General features: G+C 70.5%; 16 protein-coding genes. 5 read left to right on the top strand and 11 right to left on the bottom strand.

Translation table 11 applies throughout. The features are described from left to right. The first annotated feature begins 43 nt into the window (after positions 1-43). Both ACZ1DY_RS06630 and ACZ1DY_RS06625 read left to right on the top strand, forming a co-directional pair. Entirely contained in the window at positions 44-787 is a 744-nt protein-coding gene (locus tag ACZ1DY_RS06630; RefSeq protein WP_465483875.1) for a FadR/GntR family transcriptional regulator, read from the top strand. 32 nt (positions 788-819) lie between these two features. Further along, positions 820-1,554 (top strand): cache domain-containing protein, encoded by a 735-nt coding sequence (locus tag ACZ1DY_RS06625; protein WP_465483874.1) that lies wholly within the window; start codon positions 820-822, stop codon positions 1,552-1,554. On the opposite strand, the gene ACZ1DY_RS06620 is transcribed toward ACZ1DY_RS06625, so the two are convergent. Further along, positions 1,538-3,007 (bottom strand): PucR family transcriptional regulator, encoded by a 1,470-nt coding sequence (locus ACZ1DY_RS06620; protein WP_465483873.1) that lies wholly within the window; start codon positions 3,005-3,007, stop codon positions 1,538-1,540. The two genes, ACZ1DY_RS06625 and ACZ1DY_RS06620, sit on opposite strands and share 17 nt — an antisense overlap. A gap of 109 nt (positions 3,008-3,116) precedes the next feature. Between ACZ1DY_RS06620 and gabT the strand changes: the two genes are divergently transcribed. Both gabT and ACZ1DY_RS06610 read left to right on the top strand, forming a co-directional pair. Beyond that, positions 3,117-4,448 (top strand): 4-aminobutyrate--2-oxoglutarate transaminase, encoded by a 1,332-nt coding sequence (gene gabT / locus ACZ1DY_RS06615; RefSeq protein WP_465483872.1) that lies wholly within the window; start codon positions 3,117-3,119, stop codon positions 4,446-4,448. After that, the gene (locus ACZ1DY_RS06610) at positions 4,445-5,875 is read left to right on the top strand and encodes an aldehyde dehydrogenase family protein (RefSeq protein ID WP_465483871.1); all 1,431 of its coding nucleotides are present in this window, start codon (positions 4,445-4,447) and stop codon (positions 5,873-5,875) included. The genes gabT and ACZ1DY_RS06610 overlap by 4 nt, the downstream gene beginning before the upstream one ends. 39 nt (positions 5,876-5,914) lie before the next feature. On the opposite strand, the gene ACZ1DY_RS06605 is transcribed toward ACZ1DY_RS06610, so the two are convergent. Both ACZ1DY_RS06605 and ACZ1DY_RS06600 read right to left on the bottom strand, forming a co-directional pair. Next, positions 5,915-6,676, bottom strand: a complete 762-nt coding sequence (locus ACZ1DY_RS06605; protein WP_465483870.1) for a helical backbone metal receptor — start codon at positions 6,674-6,676, stop codon at positions 5,915-5,917. After that, positions 6,673-8,082 (bottom strand): RNB domain-containing ribonuclease, encoded by a 1,410-nt coding sequence (locus tag ACZ1DY_RS06600; protein WP_465485621.1) that lies wholly within the window; start codon positions 8,080-8,082, stop codon positions 6,673-6,675. Before ACZ1DY_RS06600 ends, ACZ1DY_RS06605 begins: the two co-directional genes overlap by 4 nt. A 134-nt stretch (positions 8,083-8,216) precedes the next feature. Between ACZ1DY_RS06600 and ACZ1DY_RS06595 the strand changes: the two genes are divergently transcribed. Further along, positions 8,217-9,182 carry an ATP-binding protein gene (locus ACZ1DY_RS06595; RefSeq protein ID WP_257488966.1) on the top strand — a complete coding sequence of 322 codons (966 nt, stop codon included), beginning with the start codon at positions 8,217-8,219 and terminating at the stop codon, positions 9,180-9,182. Positions 9,183-9,333: 151 nt separating this feature from the next. On the opposite strand, the gene ACZ1DY_RS06590 is transcribed toward ACZ1DY_RS06595, so the two are convergent. From ACZ1DY_RS06590 to ACZ1DY_RS06555, 8 genes are all read right to left on the bottom strand, one after another. After that, positions 9,334-9,531 carry a hypothetical protein gene (locus tag ACZ1DY_RS06590; protein WP_007035345.1) on the bottom strand — a complete coding sequence of 66 codons (198 nt, stop codon included), beginning with the start codon at positions 9,529-9,531 and terminating at the stop codon, positions 9,334-9,336. 34 nt (positions 9,532-9,565) lie between these two features. Next, positions 9,566-10,747: a hypothetical protein gene (locus tag ACZ1DY_RS06585; RefSeq protein WP_465483869.1), complete on the bottom strand. Its 1,182-nt coding sequence runs from the start codon at positions 10,745-10,747 to the stop codon at positions 9,566-9,568. A 102-nt stretch (positions 10,748-10,849) separates the two neighbouring features. Beyond that, the gene (locus tag ACZ1DY_RS06580) at positions 10,850-11,848 is read right to left on the bottom strand and encodes a C40 family peptidase (RefSeq protein ID WP_465483868.1); all 999 of its coding nucleotides are present in this window, start codon (positions 11,846-11,848) and stop codon (positions 10,850-10,852) included. A gap of 4 nt (positions 11,849-11,852) precedes the next feature. After that, a complete protein-coding gene (locus ACZ1DY_RS06575) occupies positions 11,853-12,449 on the bottom strand; it encodes a hypothetical protein (protein ID WP_126736532.1) in 597 nt (198 codons plus the stop codon). A gap of 3 nt (positions 12,450-12,452) precedes the next feature. Beyond that, positions 12,453-14,618: a magnesium transporter gene (locus tag ACZ1DY_RS06570; RefSeq protein WP_465483867.1), complete on the bottom strand. Its 2,166-nt coding sequence runs from the start codon at positions 14,616-14,618 to the stop codon at positions 12,453-12,455. Beyond that, the gene (locus tag ACZ1DY_RS06565; protein WP_126736534.1) at positions 14,615-17,572 is read right to left on the bottom strand and encodes an ATP-binding protein; all 2,958 of its coding nucleotides are present in this window, start codon (positions 17,570-17,572) and stop codon (positions 14,615-14,617) included. Before ACZ1DY_RS06565 ends, ACZ1DY_RS06570 begins: the two co-directional genes overlap by 4 nt. Positions 17,573-17,575: 3 nt before the next feature. Continuing rightward, positions 17,576-18,052, bottom strand: a complete 477-nt coding sequence (locus ACZ1DY_RS06560; protein WP_076153445.1) for a hypothetical protein — start codon at positions 18,050-18,052, stop codon at positions 17,576-17,578. 9 nt (positions 18,053-18,061) lie between these two features. Further along, the gene (locus ACZ1DY_RS06555; protein WP_126736535.1) at positions 18,062-18,331 is read right to left on the bottom strand and encodes a hypothetical protein; all 270 of its coding nucleotides are present in this window, start codon (positions 18,329-18,331) and stop codon (positions 18,062-18,064) included. Positions 18,332-18,478: the final 147 nt, after the last annotated feature.

Raw genomic sequence — 18,478 nt, 5'->3', positions numbered from 1 at the left:
CAAGATTGCCTCCATCGGGTAGCGGTACGGGCGAAGGGCCACCATGCGTAAGGGGATGTCGCACAGCGCGCGATCAGCGATGTTCGCTCCGCTCGACCAGATCGGCCGGGCGGAAGCGGTCACCGCGCGGCTGGTCGACGCCATCACTCTCGGGCTGCTGGCCGACTCGGAGCAGCTGCCGAGCGAAGCCGAGCTGGCCGCCCAGTTCGGCGTCTCCACCGTGACGGTCCGCGAAGCGCTCGTGGCCTTGCGACAGCAAGGCCTTGTCGAGACGCGACGCGGCCGAGGCGGCGGAAGCTTCGTGAAGACGCCTGCCAACCCTTCGACCGCTTCGTGGCGAGAGCGCCTTCGCACGGTTTCGCTGTCCGAGCTTCGCGACGTCGGCGATCACTACCTCGCCATCGCGGGCGCCGCGGCCAAACTCGCCGCCGAGCGGAGTTCGCCCGAGGACATCGAGCGGCTCGAACTGGCGACCGAGGACATCCGCACGGCCACCGGCGCGGAGGCGTCGCGCGCCGAGCGCCAGTTCCATCTCGAAGTCGCCGCGGCCGCCCAATCGCCACGGCTGACCAGGGAAGAAGTGCAGTTGCAGAGCGAACGAGGCGGATTGCTGTGGTTGCCGCTCGAGCCGCACGGCACCCGCGAGAACGCCTACGCCGAACACCGCGCGATCGCCGCCGCCATCGCGCAGGGGGACGGCGAGCTGGCCAGGAAGCTCACCGAGGAGCACATCCTCGAAGCGATAGACCGGCTGGCGGACGTGCATTTAGACCTTCTGGCCCCTTAAGCTGCGGCATCCGCGCATCCGAGGTGAGCATCGTGAACGACACACCGTCCGCCGGTTCCGAGGTCGTGGAACAGGTATCCGCCCTGGTCGAGGACGTCTTCGGCCGACTGAAGACGCTACTGGCCGGCGCCGAGGGGCTCCTGGCCGCCTCCACCGATGCCACCGCCGAAGACCTGACCCGCCTCCGGCCGCAGGTCTTCGACGTCCTCGGCGGCCTGGTCGTCGGCGCCGGGTTCATCAGCGCGCCGAACGCGCTGGCCGATCAGGAATTCGCCTTCGAATGGTGGACCGAGACCGGGGACGACGAGCCGGCGCAACTGGTCATCAGCCTCGATCCGGACAGCGAGAACTTCCTGGACTACACCCGGCAATCGTGGTTCACCGTCCCGCGTGACACCGGCCGCCGCCACATCAACGGTCCGTACGTCGACTATCTCTGCACCGACGAGTACACGCTGACCTTCACAGTTCCCGTCCAGCGTGACGGGGCTTTCGCGGGCGTCGTCGGCGCGGACATCTACGTGCGCGAGGTCGAGCGTCTGCTGCAACTGAAGCTGCGCGCGCTCGGCGGCCGCGCGGCGCTGGTCAACGCCCAAGGCCGGGTGATCGTGTCGAACAACGCGCGCCAGGCGACCGGATCGCTGGTCCGCGACGTCGACGTCCCGGCCTGGTGGTCCGCCGGCGCGGAGCCGGTCACGACGGAGACCGGCACGCACCTGCGGCGCTGCGGTGACTCGCCGATCGCCCTGGTCAGGTCCGAGCGCTGACCTGCAACGCGAGCCAGAATTCGGCGCGCACCCCTGGCGAATCGAGATCGCGGCCGGTCAGTTCGGCGACCCTGCGCATGCGGTTGCGCAAGGTGTGCCGGTGGACGCCGAGCCGCGCGGACGCCAGATCCCAGTGACCGTGGTGTTCGAGCCAGCAGGTCAGCGACGCGACGAGCTCGCCTCGGCCAGTCGCGTCATGGTGCCGCAACGGCGCCAGCAGACTGTCCGAAAACGCTTGCGCCGCTTGGGAATCGACCAGCTCCAAGAAACCGCGCCCGGCGTGTTCGGCGAACCGGACCAGCGGGGACCGTTCGGCCTTCGCCGCTTCCGCCGCCTGTTTCGCCTGCCGGAGCCCGGCCGGGAAATCCATTGTGGACACCGGCTCGGACAGCCCGGCGTGCAGCCCGCCGATCCGGGAAGCCTGCCGGACGACCGTCTCCACCTCGCCGAGCGCGATCACGAACGCCCCCGCCTCGCCGAAGAACACCTTGTCCCCAGCCACTTCGGCGTCGAGCGCGTCGGCGAGCGAGCGGCGCGCACCCGCGGGACCGGCGACGGCCAGCACGGACCACGGCGCTTCCGGGACACCGCCCCAGAGCGACTTCATCGTGCGCGTGGCGAGTTCGGCCTGCCCCGCGGCGAGGAGGTCGCACAGCCCTGACCGCAGCCGCCGCACGGCGTCCACGTGCTCACGGTTCTGTTCCAGCGCAAGGGAAAGCAAGGACACGGCGGTGTTGACGATGTGCTGTCCCGCGGCATCGAGCGGCTCACGGGTGCCGACGGCGAGCACGCCCCGGGCACGGGTGTCGAGCGTCTGCAGGACGACCTCGTACTCCCCCGCCACCGTCACCAGCGTGCCCGCGCGCAGCCGCGCGAAGTCGTCCTGGAGTTCGTCGGCGAAGGGCCGCGCGGAGGGCGAAGCCTCGGTGACCGCACCGGACGAGTCGAGCAGGAGCGCCCAGCCGTCGACCAGCTTCGCCAGTTTGCGCACCACCCCACCGGGGCCGCCTTTGCCGACGGCGGTCCTGGTCAGTTCCTGCTGTCCCTTGCCGGTGCGCACGAGCGAGGCGTATTCGTCGGCGGCGACCGCGCGGGACACCGCCCGCGTGATCGCGATGAACGGCGTCTTCCTCGGCACTTCGAGCACCGGCAGCCCGACCTCTTCCGCGGTGTCCACAAGGGACCGCGGAATGCTCTCGTGACTGAGCCCGACCCCGAAGCCGAGACCCGCTACGCCGGCGTCGACGAGCCGCCGGATGTACCCGGGCGACGTGGTTTCATCGAGGGCGAGGCCGGTGGTCAGCAGCAGTTCGCCACCTTCGAGGAAGGCCTGCGGATCGGTCAGTTCGGTGGGGTGGACCCAGCCGATCGCCCGGTCGAGCCCCGCCTCGGCCGCGCGCACCCGCAGGCCGAGCGGACGTTCGGCCGCGAGGGCGGCGAGGGTCAGTGCCATGTTGTCCAACTCTACGCCTCGATATCGACAAGATGTCGAGCTGACGCGGGCCGGGCGGGCTCCCATTCTGGAGGGCGACCCCGTCCCTCGCGTCCGCAGGAGTCTGGCCGTGACCGTCACCACCGAAACCCAGCGCAGGCTGCGCACCGAGATCCCCGGCCCCGCCTCGCGCGCCCTGCAGGAGCGACGCTCCGCCGTCGTCGCCGCGGGCGTGAGTTCGGTGCTGCCGGTCTACGTCACCTCGGCCGAAGGCGGCCTGCTCACCGACGCCGACGGCAACGTCCTGATCGACTTCGGTTCCGGCATCGCGGTGACCAACGTCGGCCACGCCGCTCCCGCCGTCGTGGACCGCGTCCGGGAGCAGGTGGGCCGGTTCACGCATACGTGTTTCATGGTCACGCCGTACGAGGGATACGTCGAGGTGTGCGAAGCACTCGACAAGCTGACGCCGGGCACCCACGAGAAGCGTTCGGTGCTGTTCAACTCCGGCGCCGAGGCCGTCGAGAACGCGGTGAAGATCGCCCGCGCCGCGACCGGCCGCCAGGCGGTCGTCGTCTTCGACCACGCCTACCACGGCCGCACCAACCTGACGATGGCGCTGACCGCGAAGTCCATTCCCTACAAGCACGGTTTCGGCCCGTTCGCGCCCGAGGTCTACCGCGTTCCCGGCTCGTACCCGTACCGCGACGGGCTGTCCGGTCCCGAAGCGGCGCGGATCGCCATCGACCGCATCGAGAAGCAGATCGGCGGCGACCAGGTCGCGGCCGTCGTGCTGGAGCCGGTGCAGGGTGAGGGCGGTTTCATCGAGCCCGCTCCCGGGTTCCTGCCCGCGATTTCGGCCTGGTGCACCGAAAACGGCGTCGTGTTCGTCGCCGACGAGGTGCAGACCGGCTTCTGCCGCACCGGCGAGTGGTTCGCGTCCACGCACGAAGACGTCGTGCCCGACCTGATCGCCACCGCCAAGGGCATCGCGGGCGGCCTGCCGCTCGCCGCCGTCACCGGCCGCGCGGAACTGCTCGACGCAGTCCCGCCGGGCGGGCTCGGCGGCACCTACGGCGGCAACCCGATCGCGTGCGCCGCGGCCCTCGGCTCGATCGAGGTCATGCGCCAGGAGAACCTCGCGGCGTCGGCGAAGCGCATCGAGAACACGGTGCTGCCGCGCCTGCGGGCGCTGGCCGAGGAGACCGGCGTGATCGGTGACGTCCGGGGCCGAGGCGCGATGCTGGCCGCCGAGTTCGTCAAGCCGGGCACCACCGAACCCGACGCCGACCTGACCAAGCGGGTCGCGCAGGCCTGCCACCAGGCGGGCGTCGTCGTCCTCACCTGCGGCACCTACGGCAACGTCGTCCGCCTGCTGCCGCCGCTGTCCCTGTCCACCGAACTGCTCGACGAGGGCCTGTCGGTCCTGGAGCACGCTGTCCGCACGGAGGCTTCCAAGTGACCACATTCCCCTACTGGGTAGCCGGAAAGCCGGTCACCAGCGGCGAGACCGTCGTCGTCCGTCACTCCTTCGACGGAAGCGAGGCCGGCTCACACCACGTTCCGTCCACTTCGGACATCGAGACCGCGGTCCAGGCCGCGCACGATGTCCAGGACGAGTTCGCGACGCTGCCCGCGCATGTCCGGGCGGGCGCGTTGGACCACGTGTCCCAAGTTTTGGGTGAGCGGTCCGAAGAGCTCGCGCAGCTGATCACCGCCGAGTCGGGCAAGCCGCTGAAGTGGGCGCGCGGCGAGGTCGGGCGCGCGGCGTCGACGTTCCGCTGGGCCGCCGAGGAGGCGCGCCGGTTCTCCGGTGACCTGCAGCGTCTCGACACCGACCCGGGCGGCACCGGACGGCTCGCGCTGGTCCGCCGCGTGCCGAAGGGCCCGGTGCTGGGCATCACGCCGTTCAACTTCCCGCTGAACCTGGTGGCGCACAAGGTCGCGCCGGCGATCGCGGTCGGCGCACCGATCGTGCTCAAGCCCGCGCCCGCGACGCCGCTGACCGCGCTGCTGCTCGGCGAGATCCTCGCCGAGACCGATCTGCCCGCCGGGAGCTGGTCGATCCTCCCGGTCAGCAACGAGGAATCGGCCAAGCTGGTTTCGGACCCGCGGCTGCCGGTCGTGTCGTTCACCGGTTCCGTGCCGGTGGGCTGGGGTATCCGGGACAGCGTGCCGCGCAAGCACGTCGCGCTCGAACTCGGCGGCAACGCGGCGGTGCTCGTCTGTCCTGATTGGACGGACTTGGACTTCGCGGCACAGCGGATCGCGACGTTCGCGATGTACCAGGCCGGCCAGTCGTGCATCTCGGTGCAGCGCGTCTACGCGCACGCCGACGTCTACGACGAGCTTCGCGCGAAGGTGCTGGAGCAGGTGCGCGCGCTCGGGACCGGCAATCCGCGGACGGACGGCGTCGACGTCGGCCCGCTGATCAACACCGACGCCGCCTCCCGGGTGGAATCGTGGATCACCGCGGCGGTCGAGGCGGGCGGCGAACTGCTGACCGGCGGGAAGCGCGACGGCGCGACCGTCGAGCCGACGGTGCTCGCGAACGTGCCGGAGGACGCGTCGGTGATGGCCGACGAGGTGTTCGGGCCGGTCGTGTCGATCACGCGCGTGGAGTCGGTGGAGGACGGCGTGCGCCGGATCAACGACTCGCGCTTCGGCCTTCAGGCAGGAGTGTTCACGCGCGACCTGCCGACGGCGTTCGACGTGTCCGCGAAGCTGCGTGTCGGCGGCGTGCTCGTCGGCGACGTTCCGAGCTTCCGCGCCGACCAGATGCCCTACGGCGGCGTGAAGGACTCCGGCGTCGGCCGCGAGGGCCCCGCGTCGGCGATGGCCGACTTCACCGAAGAACGCGTCACCGTCCTCACCGGCCTCACCCTCTGACCTGCCCGCATTTAGTCCTCTGGATGCGCTCTACCGCATTCAGAGGACTAAATGCGTGAGGTGGGAGTGCGCTTCGACGAGCGAAGGGCCGTACCAGGTCAGGTAGCGCCCGGAGACCAGGACGTGCTTCGCGCCGGGGAACGCTTCGGGGCCGTCGTCCGCGGTGAACTCGTAGGGCTCGTCGGGCAGTACGAGCAGGTTCGCGTCTCCGGCCGCGAAGCGCGCTTGGAGCTCGTCGAGCTTCGGGCGCGGGTAGCGCTCTTCGTGGTCCGCGTAGACGTTCCCGATTCCGACGCGATGCAGGACGTCGCCGCCGAAGGTGTCCCTGCCGAGCACGATCCACGGCTTCCGCCAGACCGGCACGACCGCGCGGAACCGCTCCGGCAGCGTCTCCCGCCAGATCTCTTCGGCCTCGACCAGCCAATCCGGTTCGGCGAGGTCGTAGGCCTGCGTCAAGATCCGCCGGATCGACGCGAGCGCGCCGGGCACCGTCGCCGACGCCTCCATCACCCAGACCGGGATTCCGTTGGCACGTAAGCGTTCCACGTCCTCCGGCCGGTTCTCCTCGGAGTTGGCCAGCACCAGATCCGGCTGGAGTTCCAGCACCTTGTCCACGTTCGGGTACTTCGAGCCGCCCACCCGCGGGACGTCCAGATCGACCGGGTGGGTGCAGTAGTCCGTGGCGCCCGCGAGCCTTCCCGGCGCGCTCACCTCGACGGCCTCGGTCAGCGACGGCACGAGCGACACCACCCGCGACGCCGGTTCGCGCAGCGGGACGACTTCGCCGAGATCGTCGATCATGCGCGCTCGAAGGACAGTTTCCGCTTGTCGACGTCCACCGCCGTGAGCCGGACGCGGATCCGCTCGCCTTCCGGCGGCTTCTCACCCGCGCATTTCCCCATCACCGGCGGATTCTCGATCAGGATCTCCGATTTGGCGTCGTCGGCCCGCAGCACGATCGCGTCGAACTCCTCGCCGATGTGCTCGGCCATGACCCATGCCTCGACCTGGTCGATGCAGGCACGTTCGACCTTCGCGGCCAGCGTGTCGGACGCGGTCATCTGCTCCGGCACCTCCGAAAGCGCCGCGCGGACCCACTCGGGCACTTCGCGGCCCGCGCTCACGGCGAGACAGATCTCGGTGGCGAACCGGTCGACCAGGCGCCGGATCGGCGCGGTGACGTGGGCGTACGCGCCGCCGATCCCGGCGTGCGTGGTCAAGGCGGGCAGCTCGCCGTCGAACGCGGTGTACCCGGCGCCGCGCAGAAGCCTGGTGGTGTCGGCGAAAAGCGCCATGGACGCGGGCTGACCGGGATCGAGCGCGGCAAGGAACTCCGACACGCTCTTGCCCTCGGGCCAATCGATGTTCAGCGCCTGCGCGGACCGGCGCAGCCATTCGATCGCTTCGGCGTCGGGCTGGGGCAGCGTGCGCAGGACCCCGATCCCGGCGCCGATCATGATCTTGGCCGCCGCCATGCCGGTGAGTAGCGAGATCTCGGCGTTCCAGGCGTCGACGTCGTTGCGCGGGCGCTGAATCAGCGCCCAGCCGCCATCGGGGTCGCCGCTGATCTCCTGCTCCGGCAGCTGCAGTTCGACCGCGCCGCGGCGGATCGCGAGTTCGCGGCGCAGACGGCCCAGCTCCGGCAGCGCGGCGACGGAGGGATGCGGATCGCCCGCGTCGATCGCCGCCTGGACGGTTTCGTAGTCGAACTGTTCGGTGGAGCGGACGAGCGCCCGGCGGACGTTGGTCGCCGTCGGCTCGCCGCTCGCGTCGACGTCGATGGTCCACAGCACGGCGGGCCGGGTCTCCCCCGGCAGCAGGCTCGCCGCGCCCTCGGACAACACCGGCGGATGAAGCGGGACGTTCCCGTCGGGCAGGTAGAGCGTCTGCCCGCGACGGCGCGCCTCCTTGTCGAGCGCGCCACCCGGCGGGATGAACGCGGCCAGGTCGGCGATCGCGTAGTGGACCCGGAACCCGCCGCCCTCGACGCGCTCGACCAGCACCGCCTGGTCGAGATCCTTGGCGCCGGGCGGATCGATGGTGACGAAGGGCAGACCGGTGGCGTCCTCGCGCTCCCCCGCCGACTCGAGGGGATCGACGACCGCCGCCTCCGCCTCGGCGAGCACGTCGGGCCCGAACGACTCCGGCAGCGAGAACTCGGCCCGGAGGTGACCGAAGTCCCCTCCCGCCGCGTGTGTCCTGATCACGAGTGGAGGCACCACCCAACCCTATCCCGATCCGGCGCCGTTGATCGCCCGTTCGGGTGCGGGCCGGTCGGGTGTACGTTACGGACCGAAATGAAAACCGATACCCTTTTCAAAACGACAGGAAGGGCCGTGGCGTGAAGATCGCGTTCGTCGGGAAGGGCGGCAGCGGGAAGACCACGCTGGCGTCGCTGTTCACCGCGTACCTGGCCGGCGGCGGGAAACCGGTTCTGGCGATCGACGCGGACATCAACCAGCACCTCGCCGTCGCGCTCGGCGCGAGTGAGGAAGAGGCCATCGCGTGGCCGACGCTGGGCGACAACATGGGCCTGATCAAGGAGTACCTGCGCGGCGACAACCCGCGGATCGCGGACGCCGCCTCGATGATCAAGACGACGCCGCCGGGGCGCGGGTCGCGGCTGGTCCGGCCGTTCGAGGACAACCCGATCTTCCAGGCCTGCTTCCGCGAGTTCGGCGGTGTGCGGCTCGGCGTCACCGGGCAGTTCGACGAGGACGATCTGGGTGTCGCCTGCTACCACTCGAAGGTCGGAGCGGCGGAGCTGCTGCTGAACCACATGATCGACGACGCGGGCGAGTACGTGGTCATGGACATGACCGCCGGTGCCGACGCGTTCGCGTCCGGGCTGTTCACGCGGTTCGACGTGACGTTCCTGGTGTGCGAGCCGACCGTGCGCAGCGTCGGCGTGTACCGGCAGTACGCCGACTACGCGCGCGACTTCGGGGTGCGGCTGGTCGTCGTGGGCAACAAGGTCACCGAAGACGAGGACATCGAGTTCCTGCGCGAAGAGGTCGGCGACGCCCTCCTGGGCTGGATGGAGAACTCGCGGCACGTCCGCGCCGCCGAACGCGGCCGCGCGCGCCCGATCGGCGAACTCGAGCCGCACAACCTCACGACGCTGGGCTCGATGCTCGCGACCGTCGACGGCGAGCGGCGCGACTGGGCGCGCTACCAGCGTCAGGGCGTCGAGTTCCACCTCCGCAACGCGCGGGCGTGGGGCAGCGGGCGGGCCGGGGAAGACCTCACCGCGCAGGTGGACCCGGAGTTCGTGCTCGGACCGGCGCTGGCCCGCCAGGACGCCTGAGCCGCGGTGCGGCACGTTGCGAAAGCCACTTTCGCAACGTTGAAGGTTGCGAAAGTGGCTTTCGCAACGTGCGCGGAGGTGGGGCGAGCGGCCGGCGCAGGTGCTCGTGAGTGGTCAGGACGGTTCTAACCGTCCTGACCACTCACGAGGGTCAGTCGCCGTTCCACTTGGCGTCTTCGGCGTCGGCCTGCTTCGTGCGTTCCTTGGCGATCTCCAGGGCGCGCCGGGCCGTCGCCTCGTCCGGGTACGGGCCCAGGAGGTCGATGCTCCGGCCTCGTTCCAGGTGCTCGACCTGGTTCGTCTTGGTGTTGAAGTACCAGCCCTGATCCGGGTTCGGGTCGCTCGACATGGGTCAAGCCTGACATCACCCGGACGTCCTGTCATCACTTGCGATAGCGGTAGGGGATCTCCGTGGGATCGCCGGTCGGGCCGAACTCGCCGCCTTCGGGCGGATCCACCTTCGAGCTTTCCGGCACGTTCTCACCGAGTTCGTCGAACCAGCCCCGGTGCATCGGGACGCCGCGCGGCGGGGTCGCCGGTTCGAGCGCCACGGGGATTCCCGGCGGAGGCGATACCGGCTGCGTCGACGGAGGAGCCGGGGGCATCGCGGACGACGGCGGCGTCACGGGCGGCTCCGGCTCGGCTTGCGAGGGCGCGGCAGCGGACGGGGCTTCCGGGGTGGAAGGCGGCGCGCTCACGGGCGGCGGCGTGTGGTTTCCGGGCGGCGGCTGGGTCCGGGTGGGCTGAGGTAGCGGCGGCTGGGCCGACGGCGGCTGAGGAGCGGGTGCTTGGGGCACGGCAGGCTGCTGGGCCGGTGCTTGAGGCGCAGGCGACTGAGGTGCAGGCGCTTGCGGGGCAGGCGCCTGAGACGCAGAAGCCTGCGGGGACGGTGCTTGAGGCGCGGGAGCCTGCGGCGCGGGCGCGGCCATCCCCTGATTGCCCGGCAACGGCGGCGCGGGCGGCCCCGGAGGCGGCGCGACCGTACGCCACACCGGCGCGGGCCCGATGTTCATCGGCGCCGGAGCGCGAGGCGGCTGCCCGGTCGCGGGCGGCGCGGCCTGCGCAGGCGGCGGAGGCGCCTGACGCTGCGCAGGCTTCGGAATCGGGTCCAGGCACGAGACGAGCACCGTCGTGTTCGCCGGGTCCTCGACCTTCCGGCCGCTGCGCTCGCGGTAGATCATCTCGCCTTCGGTGTCCATCTCGACCAGGTAGCCGGCCTCCGCCAGCTGCTCCTCGTCGAGATCGACGAGCTTTTCGTAGCGCGACGGGACCACCCGGTAGATCGGCCAGGCGAGCCGGGCGTTCTCCTGGTGGAACTGGGCCAGCAGCGCGGCCATCTGCTGCTGCCAGGGCAGCGACATCCCCTCGGCCAGCGAACGCGGCAACACGACGTAACCGGGATCGACACCCGGCCAGCCCTGGTTCAGCTGGTCGGCCAGCGGCGTGCTCGACGCCGGCCGCGCCGCCTGCCGTGCGGGCTGGGCGGTGCCGAAAAGATCGCGGGGGTCGACCTCCGGGCCGCCTCCCGCCGCGGGCTTGCCTCGCCTTCCGAATTTCCGTGCCACGTTCTTCATCCTCTGCCAGTGTGCGGCCGCGTGCCGGTGGACAGGCCGCCACTTCGGGTGAATCCGATGGTCCCGCGATCGCGATACCACGCGCTCACCATGCTAAACGCCAGGACGGACCGCCTGCGCGACCACTTCGGCCTCGTCGAAGGAGAAGTCGCGGATGTGCACCGGCACCCCGGTCTGCTGCGCCTCGACGATCTTGCCGTCGCCCAGGTACATCATCACGTGGTGGATGGTCGCCGGGTTCGACGGCACGGTGGCGAGGAACAGCAGGTCACCCGGCTGCGCCTGCCGCACCGGCAGCATCGCGCCGCCCTTGTACTGGTCACGCGAAACCCGCGGAATGATGATCCCCGCCGACTCGTAGGCCCGCAGCATCAGCCCGGAACAGTCGTAGCTGTTCGGTCCGGTGGCGCCCCAGACGTACGGCTTCCCCTGCTCGGCGAGGGCGAACTTGATGGCCTGCGCGGCCGCCTGGCTCGGCGGCACCACGCTGCCGACGCTCGTGCCGCAGCCGACGACGTCGACGATCTGGCCCTCGTTCTGCACGAGGAGGGCGGCCATCGGCTCCCAGTTGTGATACCGGTCGGGGAAGCCGGAGCGCTCGACGCGCTGCGCGGCGTCGCCGGGCCGCATGTTCTCCCAGTTCGGCACCGCGAGCAGGACGTCGTAGAACTTGTTGACCTGGTAAGGCGGGTCGGTGACCTGGGCGACGGTGCCCCAGCCCATCGACGGCCGCATCTGGAAGATGCCGAGCGAGTCGCGGTCGCCGTAGGTCAGGTTCCGCAGCTTGGACTCGGTCATCCCGGCCTGGATCGCCACCTGCCACGCGCGCGGGGAGAGCGAGCGCTGCTTGCCGATCGAGATGATCAGCGCGACGATCCCCTTCTGTTCCTCGTCCAGCTTGTTGATGTCGGAAGAACCGCGATCGGCCTGTCCCGGCAGGGTCGGCCCGATCGACGCGTCGCACGAGGTCTTGACGACCCCGCCCGACTGCGCCTCCACATGGTCGGTCACCACCTTGGTGACCGTGCTCGTGGTGACCACCGCGGCGAAGACCGCGGTGATCAGCACACCGACGATGAGCCCGATCTTCATCGGGTCAGCCCGCTTGGGTGAACTTGGTGACCCGCCATCCCGGGTTCGTCTTGACGACGGTGACCCGGACCTTGGGCCCGTCCGTCGGGACGTCGACCTCCATCGACCCGGCGACCGAGGACGCGACCTTCGGCTCCCCGTTGACCCTGGTCGCGGTGATGTTGGCGGGATCCACCGTCCGCAGATCCGTGGACCAGAACTCGTCGGTGGTGTACGGCTTCAGGCCGCTCAGCCACTGTTCGGTCGTCGTTCCGTCGGGATGGTTCGCCCATGCCGTCACCCACTCCTTGGCGACCCGGACACCGTCCTGGTCAGGTGGCGCGGACGACGGCGGCGGCTGGGTGGTGAGCCTCGGCGGCAACGTCGACGTCACGGTCACCGGCGCCGCGACGCCGGGGCGTGAGGTGGCTGTCGCCGATGAACCCGGCCCACCGGCCGTCGGTCCCGGTTTTCCGATGGCCTTGGGCAGCAGGATGCCCAAGGCGGTGAGCACGACCGCGAGGATCACCAGCGTGCCGACGAGGTGGCGGGGCGAGCGCAATGGCCAGCCCCACAGTCTGCGGTAGACCGCGGTCCGCCCGCGGTTGGTCCGAATCGGCATGGGTCACCGGCCCACTGCGTGGTCTGTGTCGCGGACTTCCTCGCGGACCTCGAGCCCGCGCGAAGGCCGGTACAGCACGAAGACCGGCTTGCCCGCGACGACTTCGGGGTCGACGCGCCGAGGACGCGGAGTGGACGGGCCGGCTTGCACCGGAACGGCACCCGAGTGGTCCGGCGTCGTGTAACCGCCGCCCGCGGTGTTCATCCGCGACGGCACCACGACCGGTTCGGGTTCGTCGCTCCAGCGCCGGTCGGCGACCGGCGAGGTGTCGACCCGGCGGCTCGGCACCTGGATCGGGCTCCGGCCGCCGGAGGTGAACATCGAGTCGCCGGGGTTGCCCGCCGACGGGTTGTACTGGCCGAACACGGGAACGCCTCCGCCACCACCGGCGGGCAGCGCGGGCATACCGCCGCCACCGCCGACGGCACCCGGCCAAGGCGCTCCCGACCACGCCGCCGCGGGGCGGATGGCGCCGGAACCGTTGTCGAGCCGCTGGGAGCTGGCGAAGATCGTCGCCTCGGGCCGGAACCGCCCGCCGCCGACCGTCGCGCCGACGGGGCCGCGGAGGTCGCCGTCGACGACGTCGTCGGTGTCGCGGACGTTCTGCCAGAACGCGTCCTGCGGGGTCGGCTCGTTGTTCTTCTTGCGGAAGCGGGAGAAGAGCCCGCCACGCGGTGAAGGCATCGCGCCGCCGACCATGCCGACGGACATCTCGACCATCTGCCACAGCCGCCGCACGGGACGGCCGACCATGAACAGCAGGACGGTGATGATCGCGGCCAGCACCATCTTCGTCAGCAGGGACAGCGAGTTCCCCGCGGTGAAGATCGCCTCCAGCAGGAGGGTGTGCACCCCGGCCAGCACCGAGAGCACCATGAGGTTGAAGGCGACCGCGCCGACGACCTTCAGGATGCGCTGCATGATCTGCGGCTGGAGCAGCGCGATCAGGCCGATCAGCGGAGCCGTCAGGACGAAGATCCTGATCAGCACCTGCGCGAGCAGCACCGTCGCCTTGGCCAGCAGCTGGAACAGCGAGTAGAAAATCCCCTGGCCCAGCGAAAGGAAACCGGCGCCGACGCGGCTGCCGTCCTCACCGGTGAAGTACCCGGTCGCCGGGCCGAGTTTGGTGGAGATGTCCTTGAACGCCGCCTTCTTGGAGTCGACCAGCGCGGCGTCGGCGTCGCCGCCCTGCTGGATCTGACCCCAGGTGAACGCCCGCGCGTCCAGGAGCGCCGGACCGTACTGGATCGCCTGCGGCGAGTCCGGGCTGCCGAATTCGCCGCGGAGCCAGTTGTCGTAGACGACCCGGCAGTGCAGCTCGGTCGGGACCCGGTCCCACGGCTGGCGCGCGGCCACGGCCTCGGGAGTCGCCTGACACGGCTGCGCGGCGGGCGGCTGCGGCTGGGACGGCGGCGGCGTCTTGGCCTCGTCGATGAACCCGGCCTGGATGTTGGTCGTGGTCTGCACGATCGCGTTGTCGATCGGATCGAGGAATCTCAGCAGCGCCAAGGAGGACGCGGCCAGCCAGACCGCGGCGAGCCCGTAGAGCGCCCGTTTGCTGACCGCCGCGAGATCGCCGCGCCAGATGTTGCGGAACAACATGATCGACATGATCAACGCGGCCAGCCCGAACAGCTGCGCGTAGATGTTGTTGTAGACCTTCTCGGCCCCGGCCTTGACGGCGTTGTACAGCGGGCTGAGCAGGCTGCCCTGCAGCACGGTGTAGTGCAGCGAGTTCGTGGCACCGACGATGTTCTTGCCGATGTTGAACAGCTGGTTGCCCGCCCAGGTGTCGATGGTCGAGTTCGGCGAGGTGATGCCCGCGAGCGGGCCGCAGTCGGTTTCGAAGGTGTCCCAGACGTGTCCGGCGTACCCGTAGACGTTGTACGGGCTGCCGCCTTCACCGCGAGCGGTGGCGGGCGGGTCGAGCGCGCCGACCATGCCCGCGCCCGGACGTTCCGGGTTCGGTGCCTCACCACACGCCGCGGCCGACGCCGCCGGAGCGGTCGCCACGGCCTGCAGACCCAGGATCACCATGACGACGAACATCGTCGCGCGGCGGCTGGGTCTGGTCTTGCCGGGCCGCGGCCCCTCTTTGAGACGGCGGCGCAGCGCGTGCCAGCCGGCGGCGAACGCGAGAACGAACGCCAGGGTGAGCACCGTGTTCATGCGGCATCCCTGCCGGTGCCACCCTTGCCGGCGCGCGCGTGCTCGCCTTGACCACCGCTACCGTTATGTCCATTTTGGACAGCACCCTGGACCTCGCCCGTCTCCGCGGCGAGCGGGTCCGGGGCGCCCAGCATCTGCTCGTCGGTGAGGCCGACCTCGAGTTCGGCCGCGAGTTCGAGGTCCTCTTCGAGCTCGAAGTCGTCCTCCTCCGGCGGCGAAGCCACGAACGGCTTCTCCTCCGGGACGGCGAGCTCGTTGCCCGGCCTGGACGGTTTGGCGTCGGGCGAACCCGGGGTGGTGTCCATGACCCGGCGCAGGTGCTCCAGGTGCGGGCCGGAGAAGTCGACGCGGATCCGCTCCACGCCGCCGGCGCCGTCACCGAAGATGAACTGCCGCGGCTCGACGTCGCGCTGGAGATCGCGTGACGACCCGGGGCGGCGGCCCAGCGCCGCGACGACCTGTTCGTAGCCGACACCGACCGGGACCTTCAGCAGGCGCAGCGCGTCGGCCTGGGCGTCGTCGTCGTCGAGACGGCCGACGAACACCGAGTCCAGCAGCGCCACGAAACCCTGGATCTTCAGGAAGTCCGCGGGGATCTGCGAGGACAGCAGCACCCGGACGTTCCACTTGCGCGAGTCACGCGCGAAGCGGTTCATCAGCACGCGGCCGGTCGGGACCTCGGAGAGGAAGAACGCCTCGTCGATCCAGACGCCCTTGCGCAATTCCTTCGGCTTCTCGTACACCGACCGCTGCGTCAGCCACGCGGCGAGGTTCAGCATCTCGACGCCGAGGGATTCCGCGTCCGTCCAGTACTCGCGCGGGACGCCGTCCTTGGGCAGGGTCAGCCCCGCCATGGTCAGCACGGTCATCCGGTCGTCGCGGGTCTCGGCGTACGGGTCCGCGTCACTTTCCGGGATGAGCAGCGCCATCCGCTCGCGCATCTCGTCGAGGAAGTCCGCGACGACGACGGCGTGCTCGTGGTGCTCGCTGGAGTCGCGCCGCAGCGCGTCGATGACCTGGCCCGGGTCGGCGTCGAACCGGCCGCCGACCGCGCGGACGGCGCGCAGCAGCACGATCCGGGTCTGCGCCATCCGCGAGACCTCGTACGGCAGGACGCCGGTGAGGACGTCGAGCACGAGACGGCGGCGCGTCGCGCCCGCGAGGGCCTTCTCCCGCCGCCAGGAGCGCTCGGGGTCGTCCTCGTCCATGAAGTGCTCGAGCTGCGGCTCGGCGACCACCCGGTACGGGTTGAGGATGCCGGGCTGCGCGTTGAGCAGGTTGATCGGCCGGGCGTACGGACGCAGCTCGGGCAGGTCGCACAGGCGCGACAGCGGGCCCGAAGGGTCGAGGATCGTCCAGTGCGCGCCCGCGCGGAGCGTCTTGTAGACGATGCCGCCGCCGAGGAACGACTTACCGCCACCGAGGCCCGCGACCATCGCCGTCAGCCCGGAACCGTCGCGGATCTCCTGCGCCATCCACGGGTCCCACGCCACCGGGCGCCGGGTCGCGGTCACCGTCTCGCCGAGCAGGATGCCGCGTCGGTCGCCCACCTCGGCCGTCGCGGTCGGCACGGACGACGCCGCCCACACGACCGAACCGCGGCGCATGTACGCGGCCGAAGCCAGCGGCTCGCCGGGGATGAACTCCCGGGCCAGCGCGTACTGGGCCTCGGGATGCTCGACGGCGATCTTCGGCTTGTAGAGGTCGAGAAGCTGCTGGGCGAGGCGCAGCGCGTCCCGCTCCGTCGGCCCCGACACCGCGAGCCGCCACCACGACCGCACGCGGGTGGCCAGCGCGGTGAAGCCCGACGTCATCTCGTCGTCGATCTCCAGCACCCGGCCCGCCTGGCGCGCCAGTGACTGCGGCGGCTCCAGCTCGTGCTCGTCGGTATAGTGCTTGACCTGCGAACGCACCTTGTTCATCTGGCGCTGCAGCTCACCGGCGACCTCTTCGGGGCGCCGGACGTAGATCCGCGCGGACACCTCGACCGCGGCGGGCAGCCGGTCCGCGTGCTGGATCCACGGGTCGTCGACCTCGGGGATCTGCAGGCCGTGCATCTGGCCGACGGTGAGGACGGCGAGATGCCGCGAGACCCCGGCGTTCGACCCCGTGCGGCCACGGACGGTCACCGTCGGCGCGTACGGCTCGGCGTGGAAATCCGCCGCGTCGGTGAAGCTGGCGAGGTCCTCGGGCTCCCAGGCCGCGCCGGGGACCGCGGGCATGTTGCGCGGCGCGGGCAGGCCCAGCGAGCACGACCGGTGCATCAGCCAGGACATCTCCTCGGCGTGCACCGGACGGCCTTCGAGCCCGGCCGAGCCGATCACCTGGTCGAGGTGCTCGACCTCGGAGTCGAGCGCGGCCAGCTCGGCGTCGACGGCCTCCGGCAGGATCTTGCGCAGCACCGGGGCGGCGCTCTCGACCGCGCGGTCGATCATCCGCCTGGTCTGCACCTGGACGCCGAGGTAGACCTCTTTTTCGGCCATCGAACGGCCCATCAGCTGCTGCTGCTCGCCGATGAGGTAGTCGTCGAAGGACAGCGCGCCCTGGACGTCCTGTGGACGGCCGACGGCGTTGTGCACGTGGGCCTCGGCCCACATGCGGATCGGGTACGGCCGGTTGGTCACGCGCAGGTGCAGCCAGCGGCCCTGGAGCTCCGCGTACTGGCCGGCGATCGCCGCGATCAGGTCGCGGCGCTGCGAGTCCGACCGGAACGACCAGCGCTGCGGCGCGAGCCGGTACCAGGCGTACACCTCATAACCGGTGCGTAACAGGTGCCCGTCGATGCTTCGCGCCGCGATGGACGGGGTATAGGAGGGTATGGCCGCCTCGCCGGGCAGCCTCCTCCCCTTGCCGGCCTTCTTGGGCTGCGCGGAGCGGACCTGCTGGGGCGGGTGCCAGGCCCCTTGCTGCAGATCTCGATCACGTTTTCCTCGGCTTCCGCCGCGACCGAACAACGACTACCTCCCGGCCCGAGCCGCGGGGCGGCTCCGACGCGCTCGTGGTGTTCCCTGAGCTCCGGCGCCGCCGCCGTAGCCGTGGTGCTGGTACTGCCGTCTCCTGCGGTGCTTCGGTAGCGGGCGGTTCGCCCGCACCCGGACGCGGGATGCGCTGGCGGCGCCACCCGTGCCCGTGGTCCGTTCTCTTGGTGTGTTGAGCTCTTTCGCCGCCATCGCGGCCACGGCGCCCAGCGGGCGCTCGTGGCTGATCTTGGCCGTGATCAATCTGGTGATCACAATTGTGGCGACGAAGGCCCAGGCGGTCGAGAAGAACCCGAAGCTCCAGCCCGCCCACCGTTCGACGGTGAGCACGAGCAGGAAGACCGGGATACCGACGAGCCACGCGACATAGCGGGCTCTCCAGGGAAAAGTCGCTTTCGGCGGGCCGAGCCACACGGCGTCGACCCGGTAAACCTCGTCATCGGTCCGGATACGCAACGCGAGCCCTCAGCCTGTGAAGAGGCCGGCGATCCACTGGCCCACGTTGACTCCGGCGCCGCTCACCGCCAGGCCGATGATCGCCAGCGCGATCACGACACCGGCGAGTCGGCGCATGACACCCGCGTTGTCCCCTTTGCCACCGCCCAGCCACAGCAGGAGGAGCGCGACGGCCAGCAGCACCAGGGGGATGATGTTGTCGATCAGCCAGGTGCGGACGTTGCCGGTGCCGAGCTCTCCGCCCTGGGCCAGCGTGTCGAGGGTGGTCATGGTCATCATCGCATTACTCCCGGTGCGCGGAGAGGGGGATCGCGCGGTTCTGGCTCGGTGGTGCTTCGAACATCATGGCGTCACGAGGCGTAGTGGTCAAAGCGCGCTCTGTAGATGTCGTTTTGTCTACAGTTCACAGAGCGAGGCACAGCACCA

The sequence above is a fragment of the Amycolatopsis sp. PSD-21 genome (assembly GCF_055561455.1).
The sequence above is the reverse complement of the archived record's forward strand: the minus strand, read 5'-3'. Positions and strand labels throughout refer to the sequence as shown.